This window comes from Acidimicrobiales bacterium (assembly GCA_035316325.1).
In the GTDB taxonomy this organism is placed as follows: Bacteria; Actinomycetota; Acidimicrobiia; order Acidimicrobiales; family VFJN01; genus DASXTK01.
In genome coordinates, this window is the sequence record DATHJB010000215.1 from 1 (window position 1) to 10,114 (window position 10,114).

General features: G+C 68.3%; 7 protein-coding genes. 4 read left to right on the forward strand and 3 right to left on the reverse strand.

Going from position 1 to position 10,114, the window contains the following annotated elements; genetic code table 11:
• Nucleotides 1-1,279 precede the first annotated feature (1,279 nt).
• A complete protein-coding gene (locus VK611_28120) occupies nt 1,280-3,133 on the forward strand; it encodes an AAA family ATPase (protein ID HMG45231.1) in 1,854 nt (617 codons plus the stop codon).
• A gap of 122 nt (nt 3,134-3,255) precedes the next feature.
• Nucleotides 3,256-3,678: a hypothetical protein gene (locus VK611_28125; protein HMG45232.1), complete on the forward strand. Its 423-nt coding sequence runs from the start codon at nt 3,256-3,258 to the stop codon at nt 3,676-3,678.
• Here VK611_28125 and VK611_28130 read toward each other — a convergent pair.
• Together VK611_28130 and VK611_28135 are read right to left on the reverse strand one after the other, a co-directional pair.
• Nucleotides 3,660-4,928 (reverse strand): PQQ-binding-like beta-propeller repeat protein, encoded by a 1,269-nt coding sequence (locus VK611_28130; GenBank protein HMG45233.1) that lies wholly within the window; start codon nt 4,926-4,928, stop codon nt 3,660-3,662. The genes VK611_28125 and VK611_28130 overlap by 19 nt on opposite strands.
• A 375-nt stretch (nt 4,929-5,303) precedes the next feature.
• Nucleotides 5,304-5,708 (reverse strand): DUF6223 family protein, encoded by a 405-nt coding sequence (locus VK611_28135; GenBank protein ID HMG45234.1) that lies wholly within the window; start codon nt 5,706-5,708, stop codon nt 5,304-5,306.
• 134 nt (nt 5,709-5,842) lie between these two features.
• On the opposite strand from VK611_28135, the gene VK611_28140 reads away from it, so the two are divergent.
• Both VK611_28140 and VK611_28145 read left to right on the forward strand, forming a co-directional pair.
• On the forward strand, nt 5,843-6,010 hold the full coding sequence (locus VK611_28140; GenBank protein ID HMG45235.1) for a hypothetical protein: 168 nt from the start codon (nt 5,843-5,845) through the stop codon (nt 6,008-6,010).
• A 304-nt stretch (nt 6,011-6,314) separates the two neighbouring features.
• The gene (locus VK611_28145; GenBank protein HMG45236.1) at nt 6,315-8,972 is read left to right on the forward strand and encodes a BTAD domain-containing putative transcriptional regulator; all 2,658 of its coding nucleotides are present in this window, start codon (nt 6,315-6,317) and stop codon (nt 8,970-8,972) included.
• Here the strand turns inward: VK611_28145 and VK611_28150 are convergent.
• Nucleotides 8,961-9,416, reverse strand: a complete 456-nt coding sequence (locus VK611_28150; GenBank protein HMG45237.1) for a nuclear transport factor 2 family protein — start codon at nt 9,414-9,416, stop codon at nt 8,961-8,963. The two genes, VK611_28145 and VK611_28150, sit on opposite strands and share 12 nt — an antisense overlap.
• Between the last annotated feature and the right edge of the window lie 698 nt (nt 9,417-10,114).

Here is a 10,114-nt window from a genome sequence, read left to right on the forward strand (position 1 = left end):
ATCAACCGGGTCGTCAACCCCGCCGCCCGCAACTCGCAGATCCGAGCCTTCTCCGCCTCGCTCAGCCTCACCACAACAGCCCTCACCCTCGGTCGAACGACAGCTCAACCAAGACCGTTGCGTTCACCCCCTGAGACCAAGGCCGATATGTGCGGCTCAGGCTGCTGCCGGCACCATGGCGCGTTATGCGCTCGATGTGCTGACGGGCAGGTGCAGCGGGAGAGGCTGCGGGGTCCGTGTCCACGAGGTCGGGACAAGACCGTGGAACGGGGTAAACCCCGTTCCACGCACGCCTGCCCGCCTTTCTGCAGGTTGCGCAGATGACCTCAAGACATCATCCAGGTTGCCCTCACCAGGTGCCGATCTGGATGATGCCCAGGGGTGTTCAAGTGTTACCGGCCCGACTCCAGGAACTCTGCAAGGGGTAGCGAGGACATCGAGTGACTAAGAACCGGACGAATGGGCGCTATCGAGCGCACGCTCTTGACCCGCCGAACCTGCTTCACGCTCTTGACAGGCTGGACTCGTGTGACCACAGGGCACCTCTCGCGAACGAAGCCGGCCCGCAGGCCGCCACCGTCGTGGATCATGCCGTCTGCGAACCAACCGAGATGTTGTCCATTCCATCCGTAGATGCGGTCTCCATCCACGTAGGCCACGGCTTCGCCTTGCCACAGATAGATAGTGGAGGAGTCGTCCGCGATGTATGCCACCGCGTCACCTGCTGAGTCGTACAACGTTGTCTCGCTCACGAGCCCACCGTAGAACCTCTTGGCGCGGGAGGGGGTGCCATTCCACCAGCCGCCAGCGCGGCTCCCTGGCCGGACCGCCGACGCCACGGCGACCGAGGTGACGGGCACGAGGCGAGGGCGGTGTCGATCAGGTCGAGGATGTCGTCGCAGCGGCGAGTGAGCCGGGAACGAATCCACGGTTGTCGTCCATGACCCGATCGTCCTCCTGCGCCCAGCCGGTGCGGGCAGAGCCGTCGGTCACCAGCCCGAGGACCGAAGTCTCTCTTCGTCTGGGCCGTCGTCATCGAGCAAGCGCCGACGATTGACCTCAACGACGGAGCAGTAGTGGAAACACTACGAAGAGTGTTGCGCGGCCAGGGCCGGATGATGAAATAGAGTGATCGGCTATGCGTTATCGCCTGGCGGTGCCCGTGTCGGCATCGCCTGATCAGGTGAAACAGGTCTGGACTTCCCGCTAGGTCGCGTCGGCGCTCCGACGCTTGTCCCACCTTTTCGCTGATCTCATCCCGGAGGCCATCTTGCGCATCTTGCGCGTCCACGTTCAGAACTTCCGCTGTCTCGACGACCTGGAGATCTCCTTCGACGACGTGACCGTCCTCGTCGGGGCCAACAGCACCGGCAAGTCGTCGGTGCTGCGCGCCCTCGACTGGTTCTTCCACTACTACGGCCTCGACGACCTGGACGTGGGCGGCCGGGCGACGGACGCCGAGGTGTCGGTGGGGGTGACCTTCGGCGAGTTCAGCGACCGCGACCTCGAGATCGTCCGGCAGTATGTGGTCGGGGGCGAAGTGACCGTGCGCCGGACGTGGTCGAAGGCCGAGGGCTTGCGCGTGACCAGTCCGGGGTCGGCCTACCCGCCGTTCGAGAAGGTTCGGGTGCAGCCGAGGGCCAGCGACAAGAACGCGGCCTACCGGCTCCTTCGGGAGCAGCACCCCGAGCTCGATCTGCCGGCTGCCCGTAGCGCTGACGCCGTCGAGGCCGCTCTCGCGGACTGGGAGCGCTCTAACCCGGAGGCCCTCGTGCCATCGGACATCCCGGCCGGCGATCTCCTTGGCAAGATCCCCGATCTGTTCGACTACGTATTGATCCCGGCGATCACCGATCCGGAGCGCGAGACCCGCGATGTCGGGGGTACCTCCATCCGCAAGCTCATCGAGCGGTCGGCGCCCATCCCCGACAACGTTCGACAGCGACTCCAGAAGCTCGAGGACCACAACACCCAGGAGCTCGCCGACATCATGTCGGCCCACGGCAGCGAGATGTTCCGCGAGGTCGGCGACCGCATCACCGACCTGCTCGAGCGCCTTGTCCCCGGCGGGTCCGTCGTCGTCGATCCGCAGGCGCCCGAGGTGAGGATCCCGCCCATCGGGGTGCGGCTGCTCGTGGCGGACGGCGGTCTCGAGACCGATGTCGGACGTCAGGGCCACGGCTTCCAGCGAGCACTCACGATCGCCCTGGTGCAGGTGTTGGCCGCCGGTCCCCAGGCCGACGCCGCCCCAGGTCTGCTGCTCGCCATCGAGGAGCCGGAGCTGTACCAGCACCCCACCCAGGCGCGGCACCTCTCCAGGACCCTGGCCGACCTGGCTTCCCGCGACGCGAGAGGGACCCAGATCGTCTACGCCACGCACTCCGAGCACTTCATCGATCCGTCGCGGTACGAGCAGCTGCGGCGGTTCCGCAAGCGGTCGGGACGACGGCCGTGGCCCACGGCAGCCATGACGGAGGCGACGATCGCCGGAGTCACTCGCCGGCTCCAGGGCATCGTGACTCCCGACCAGGTCAAGCTCCGCACCAAGATCACCCTCCGGCGGCACCTGGCAGAGGCCGTCTTCGCCCGGGCAGTCGTGCTCGTCGAGGGCCTGACGGACGCGGCCCTACTGCGGGGCCTCGCCGATCGACAGAACGGGTTCGACCCGGTCGGCATCTCGGTGGTCGTCGGCAACGGCAAGGGCAACCTGGCCGTCCCGTGGGCGATCCTCACCGAGCTCGGGATCCCGACCTACGTGCTGTTCGACGGTGACGCCGGCGTCGAGTCCCGCAGCCGGGCCAACGGCAAGCCGGTGGCCGAGGCAGAGGAGGCCCGCCGGAAGACGGAGACGGAGAACCTCCATCTGCACTCACTGCTCGGGGCCGTTCCAGAGTGCCAGCCCCAGACCCTGGTCAGCGACAGCTACGCCGTGTTCTACGACCGGTTGGAGGAGGTCCTCGACCAATGGCCGGGGTTCGGGCAGCGCCGCAAGGAACTCGCCAAGATCGAGGGCGAGTGGCGGGACAAGTCGGACGACATCTACCGGCAGGCCGCGTGCGAGGCCGAGGACGACCCGCCCGAGGTGCTTGAGCAGCTCCTGCGGGCGATCCTCCTCCGGGCCGACCGAGCATGACCCCGAGTCGCTGAAGCCGAGCGCCCGCCGGGCAGGGTTGGAGAACCCTGCCCGGCGGGCATTCCCGCCTGACCACCCGGGAGAAGGGTGGTCAGCGCACGGACCAGGGCCGGCTGGCGGTGATGGCCAACACGATCGCGAGGTTGATGACGACCCCGAAGGTGACTCATATGTTGAGCCGCATGCCTTCAGCACGGCATCCGGCTGCTGACGGTCACGCCGTTCATCATGGCCTATTGACTCACCTAGACGCGCGGGTGGACGACGTTGAGGTTGTCGTCCCCGACGACCCGGCCGCTGCGATCGCCAAGCTCGGTTCCCGCCCCGGCCACCTGCCGGGCTCGGCGAGCCACGGCCGCCGGCCCGTCGCCGAGCTGGCGCTCGGCAGCGTCAGCGCCCAGGTGATCGCGCACAGAACAGCAGGCGCCGTCGCAGCAGATTCGGCTACAGATCCGGCGATCCTGAGCGGGCAACCGTCGGTGACGCCGGCAGTAGGAGACCGAGGTGTGCTTCGGGTGCTGCGGGTCTATGAGGGGACGCTGTAGGCGATGAGGGTGTCGGCGCCGTCGGTGACGTAGAGCCGGCCATTGCTAACCACGATGGGGCCGTGCCCAGGGGCCGACCAGCCGATGCCGCAGAAGGGGCCGATGCAGTTCCGGGCAGCGAAGACTTGACCGTCGGAGGTGGCGAACACGATGTCGTCGACGACAGTGACGTCGGTGACCGGTTGGTCGGTCGGAACGCCCATGAAGGTCGTGAGCCATGGGCTGCAGGTGGGCTCACCGCAGCCGGCGGCGACGTAGGCGATGACGAGGCTGCCCGAGGGCACCCACAGGATCCCGTCCGCCAGCGCTGGTCGGCCGCCCGGGCTCAGTCCGGGAGCTGTCCACTGCACGGCCCCGGTCGCCGCGTCGATGGCGTAGAGAGTGCCGGCGTCGGTGCGGACGAAGACACTCGAGCCATCCGGGCTGAGCACGGGGACGCTGGGGGTGCCGTCGGTCGGGGTAGCCCACACCGGGCACTCAACCAGGTGAACACCAGTCGGGGCCGGTGCCGGACCACAGTCCGGACGGGCCTCAGCGCGGCTATAGCCCCGCACCCCCGGACCGAACGCAGCAGGGCCCGGCTCGATAGCCAGCACGCCGTCGCCGGAGTGATAGAGCAGGTCGGCTCCCAAGGTGAGCGAGCGAGTCGGCGCACCGTCGAGGTGCAGCAGGAACTCGCGACCGTCAAGGCGGACGCGGTTCGCCGGAACACCCGATCCGGCATCAACCACGATCGACGAGACCAGGGTTTCGCCGCGAACTGCGACGGTGAAATCACCCGAGGTCCCCGTCACGTCACCGTCGGTCACATCGAAGTGCGTGCCCCGCCAATCGGCGCCGACGATCCCCGGTGTCGACTCGTCGATCCAGCCGTACCCGGCGGTCACCTCGTCGCCCTGCGGGCTGCTGACCACCCAGGGCTCCCCCACGTGGTCATCTCGACCACTCACGGGCGAGCAGCCACCCGGCTCGATGTTCCCCTCCCACCGCAGGTCGCCATCGTCAGGATCGAGCGTGTCGAGGAAGCACCGGCTCACGACATGCACCCCGCCGGCCGATGTCACCGGCGCCGAGATCGCTCCATGGGGACTCGTCCACCGCCACCGCTCGACCAAGCTCCCGAAGCTCTCGTTGATGACGTCGTCGTGGGTGACGTTCGTCCGGTCCGAGTTCGCCCCCGGGACCGGCCAGCACCCCGCCAGAGCCACCACACCCACACCCACCACAACCCCACGCACCAGCAGTTTCATCGATCCCCTCCGCACCCCTTCTTCCCAAGCGGCCCGACGCTACAACGCGCACCCCGGGGGCCGACATCCGCCACCCCAGCGCCTGTCATCGGATCCTCCGACCAACGAGCCAACGCTCGACCGGGCCCGCTCCGACCCGCACAGAACATCGATCGGTGGAGGCCTGGCAGATGGCACGTAACCGGCGCTATCGAGCCGGGTCGGCTGCTGCAGTGGGGCCGGACTAGGACGGTTGATGTGGCCGTGGTCCCGCAGGTTTCTGGCCGGTGGGTCCTGCGTGCTGAACCCATCTGGGGGCCGCTGCGCGTCCGGTCCGAGCTGCGATCTATCGTCGTCCCGTCGGCAGGTCGTAGGACGCAACGAGCCCGCGGGGCATCACGCCTCTCGGCGGGAGCGGGCTCGGGCCAGCCCACCGAGGACCAAGGCGATCAGCCCAGTCACGATCGCCACGATCGCTCCGCCCAGCCCGTTGCCGGTCCCGACGCTGCCGTCGGACGTGGCGATGACTAGCCCACCAAGAACGATGGCGATCAGGCCCAGGATCATGCTGGTACGAGGGGCCGAGCCGGTACCGCCGGCGGAGCGGGCCAATGCCCGCCCACCGAGGAAGATGCCGATCAGGGCCAGCGCGGCCGCCGCGATGGCTCCGAGCCGTCCGGCGGTCATGTCGCTGACGCCGGCGGCGACCATGTCCACCGACGTCGTCTCGTCGGCTTGTCTGTCGAGGAACATCTCCCAGAGATGTGACGTGGCCGTGAAGCCCGTAGCAGTAAGGGTCATGGGTCCAGCGTGGGGGAGGCCCGGCGCCGTGTCGTCGCCCAGGAAGCGGCTTCGGACGGCCGCGCCTACGTCGTGGCGCGTACGCGCCAGGTCGTCGCCAGTGTCCGGGCCGAGAACGACCAGCGTCGATGTCGATGCGCCCGATCGCCAGCCGGTCGACATGGCGGCGACCGTCGAGGGTGTGGCGTCCGGCGGGTACCACGTGGCGCCGCCTGTCGATCGCCTGGCGCCAGGGTCGAACCTCGTGGCTCGACACCGGCGTCACGCTCCTCGCGGCGCTGGCGGCCGCCACTGCCAGCTGAGGGCAATGCTGCACGTGGCCGAGCCGGCTGGCGAGCGCCGCTGGATCGCGTACGCCTGGCCGATCATCGTGGACGGCCTCGCGCTCGAGGCACTGCTGCGGGGTGAGCGTGGCGGGCCCCGGGTCGCTGGAACCTGCTGCACTGGTGCTCGGGATCGCCGTTGGTTGCTATCGATCCCCTGACCCTCGTCACATCAGGTGTCCACAAATCAGGCCTTTACACCGTTCGTCCGACAGTCTCTCCCGACGGCGAGGAGTCGGGGGCCGCCGGGCAGGGCGATCTGGTGACGGGATACGGTCGTCGGGTGGAGTTCCGCATGCTGGGGCCGTTGGAGGTTCGGCGGGAGGGGCAGCGGGTTGCTCTGGGAGGACGACAGGTCGAGAAGCTGTTGGCGGGTCTTCTTCTGGCCTCCGGCCGGGTCGTCTCGGTCGATGAGCTTGTGGAGACGCTCTGGGATGGCGAACCGCCCGTTACGGCTCGCCAGCAGATCCACAAGTCCGTGGCCGCTCTGCGGCGCAAGGTTCCCGGTGTCGTCATCACGGACGGACCCGGCTACCGGCTGGCGCTGACCGGTGCCGGCGCGACGCTCGACGCCGCACAGTTCGACAGGCTTGCGAACGATGCGACGATTCCGAGCCTCACGGCTGCGCTCGGGCTGTGGCGTGGGGCGGCGCTCGCCGGGATCGACGGGCGTGTCATCCGCGCCCGAGCGGTCTGGCTGGAGGAACGGCGACTTGTGGCTGCCGAGAAGCTTGCCGAGCTCCGTATCGACGCAGGCGAGTCTGCTGCGGTTGCGATCGAGCTTCCCGCGCTGATCGCCGCGCATCCGTGGCGCGAGAGCCTCCGAGTGCTGCTGATGCTCGCTCTCTATCGCTCTGGTCGCCAGGCCGATGCCCTGGCGGCGTATGCCGATGTCCGTACGGTCCTGTGTGAGGAGCTCGGACTTGATCCCGGCCCGGAGCTCGCCCGACTCCACGAACAGATCCTGCGTGCCGATCCTTCGCTCGGGGCGCGGATCCGTACTGCACCGTCGACCTTGCCATATGACGTTCCCGGGTTCGTCGGACGAGCCTCGGAGCTCGCATGCATCCTCGGCGAGGGTCGGATCCACGTGGTCGAAGGGTTGGCCGGCATCGGCAAGACCGCCCTGGTCGTCCACGCCGCGCACCGATTGGCCGATCGGCATCCCGACGGGCAGCTCTTCGTCGACCTGCACGGGTTCACACCCGGTCGGTCACCCGTCGATCCGCTGACCGCGCTCGAACAACTCCTGCGTACGCTGGGCGTTCCGCCCGCACGGATTCCGGATGGAATCGATGCCCGCTCGGCTGCGTGGCGTTCGGAAACCGCTGGCCGGAAGCTTGTCGTGGTGCTCGACAACGCCGTCGATGCCGACCAGGTACGACCGATCCTGCCCGGTTCCTCGACGTGCCGGACGCTGATCACCTGCCGGGTCCGACTCGCCGAACTGGTCGACGTGACGACCGTGGCCCTCGACGTGCTGTCCCCACGAGAGGCGCGAGCGTTGTTCGCCGAAGCGGTCGGTCCCCATCGGATCGCCGACGAAGAAGCGAACCTCGAACGTGTCCTCGAGCTCTGCGGTCGAGTTCCGCTGGCGGTGCGACTGGCCGCGAGCCGGCTCGCGCATCGCCCGCTGTGGTCGGTCGGAACGTTGGCCGGGAAGCTCGCGGCGGCCGCCGATCCGGGCATCGGGACGGCGCTGGCCGTGTCGTACGACCATCTCCCACCGGATGAGCAGCCGATCGTCCGACTCCTGGCCTGCCATCCCGGTCCCGACTTCGACGCGTTCGCCGTGGCCGCGGTCGCGGAGGTCCACCCCGACGAGGCCGATCGGCTGCTGGAGAACATCCTCGACGCGCACCTGCTCGAACAGCGGAGCGGGGACCGCTACTCCTTCCACGACCTCGTCCGGAGGTACGCCCGGATGCTCGCACCCGACGAGGCTGCAACCGAACGGGCACGGCAGCGGCTGCATGACTACTACCTGACGATGACGACGGCCGCTATGGATGTGATCGATCGGGCGCCGCGCTGGTTCGAACCGGCCGTCAGCGACCCGCCAGAGCATCGGCCGGACCTGCCTGACCGGGCCGCGGCATGGGCGTGGCTCGCTGCGGAGTACAAGACGCTGCTGGCGCTCTGCGAGACGAGTCGGGACTGGCAACTGGCCGCGGTCCTACGGACCTACTTCGAGCGAACCGGCCAGTTCGGGGACTGGCGCCGGACCCACGAGCGAGCCTTGGAGAACCTGCGCGACGCCGATCACCTCGGCGCTGCGATCCTCCACCACAGCCTGGGAAGCGTGGAAGGCTGGAGCGGCCGGCCCGAGCAGGCGATCGCTCACTTCCACGAGGCGCTGACCGCTAGTCGAGGAGACCCCGGGTTGGCCGGACCAACGCTGAACAGCCTCGGCATGGCGCTCCACCTCGCCGGCCGAGACATCGAAGCCGAAGGCTTCCTGCGCGAAGCGTTGACCATCGAAGGGCGGTCACCCCGACTCACCTCCTTGACCTTGGGCAACCTCGGCCTGGTGAACGCCCGCCTCGGTCGACGTGCCGCGGCCCTCGACCTGCATCACGAAGCGATCGCCCTGGCCCGGGGATCTGCCGCACCCACGGTGGAATGCGCGGCCGAGCTGGGTCTCGGGGAGACGTTGTTGCGCATCGACGAGCCCGATCCTGGGCCGTTCGAACACGCACTGGCCCTCGCCAGGGCGAACGAGCACGGGATCCAGGAAGCGATAGCCCTCGACGGGTTGGCCCACGTCACCGGAGAGCCCGAGTATTGGTGGCAGGCGCTGGGCATCTTCGCCCGGCTGGGTGTCGCGCAGGCACAGCTCGTGCGGGCCCACCTGGCCGATCCGACCAGCGCTCACTGTGACCTCTGCCGGGCGTCGTCCCCCGTGAACGGCGCCCGGCAGAGGTCTGCTTCAGGCCGGTAGGCGGTCCACGGTGTCCATGGCGACGAGCCACTCCCCCCTCTCGCGCACCATCGTCATCGTGACCGACCAGTGCTTGTCGAGCTCAGGTTGATCCGGATACGTCGTGCGAGCATCGACGATGGCGATGCCCGAATGGCAGCCGTCGTACACCGTCCGCGACAGCACCGTGACGCTCCAGTGCCAACCGGGGACGGCCCACGCGGCGTGCGCCCCTTCCATGTGCTCGTCCCGACCCTGGACGACCGAGCCGTCCGGGCCCTTGAAGATGAGGTCCGGATGGAGGATGGCCTCGTAGCGTTCCGGATCGCGCGCCTCGTAGGCGTCGTTGTCCTCCTTCACGGCCGCGTCGAACTCTGCGACGCACCTCCGCCGCGAGTCGGAATGCTCGAGGTCGGCGGTCGCTCCGCTGGCAGTGGCGGGTAGGACCGCCTGCGCGGCGAGCATGAGACCAGCCGCCAGGAGATATCGATTCCGCATGGGGTAGCTCCTTTCGTCCGCCAGTCACTGTGCTGGGGGCCACTACCGCGACACTTCCGGTTCGCTACCTGGCTCACGTGGAGCTCAGCGGGCGAACCGGGTCCGGAGCCAGGTGCCGATCTAATCGAAGGCGGTAGTGGCGGCAGAGAAGCCGTAGCGGAGGAAGCCGTGGAGTTGGCCGGGGTAGCACGCCTCGCCTGTCGGTTCGTGATCTGCCCTTGGTCACGAAGTGGTCACAAACGGGGTGGAACAGGGAAGTACGGCGGGGGAGGGGCCGGGAGAGCGACGGGGCGTTTGGGCAGGTGAGAGGTACTGGGCGGGATCGAGCGGTACAGCTCGGGAGGGGGTTGAGGGGAGTTCGAGTCCTCCCCCCGAGCAACCAAATGCCCCCAGGTCACCGACCTGGTCGTCTTAGCCTCCAAGAACTCCTCCTCCAGCGGGGGTCAAGCCCAGGTCTCCGACCTGGGCTTATGTCTTCGCTGAGTATTAGGGGTCGATTTCCTCCCCCTCCACCCGGACTGATCCACGAAAGCCCAGCTCAGGGGTCCCGGGGCGAGCACGTGGTCACAGTTTGGTCACAGACATCTTGGATGCTCGGTGGGAGCTGCTTCCTCGAAGCGGTTGGCTGGGGCTGCGACCGATCTGCAGTCAGTCAGTCGGAGGCA

Excerpts from the sequence above, each read along its gene's own strand:
- VK611_28130 (HMG45233.1), bottom strand. The coding sequence starts at position 4,928 with ATGAAACTGCTGGTGCGTGGGGTTGTGGTGGGTGTGGGTGTGGTGGCT.
- VK611_28150 (HMG45237.1), bottom strand. The coding sequence starts at position 9,416 with ATGCTCGCCGCGCAGGCGGTCCTACCCGCCACTGCCAGCGGAGCGACC.
- VK611_28140 (HMG45235.1), top strand. The coding sequence starts at position 5,843 with ATGCGCCCGATCGCCAGCCGGTCGACATGGCGGCGACCGTCGAGGGTG.
- VK611_28135 (HMG45234.1), bottom strand. The coding sequence starts at position 5,708 with ATGACCCTTACTGCTACGGGCTTCACGGCCACGTCACATCTCTGGGAG.
- VK611_28125 (HMG45232.1), top strand. The coding sequence starts at position 3,256 with ATGGCCAACACGATCGCGAGGTTGATGACGACCCCGAAGGTGACTCAT.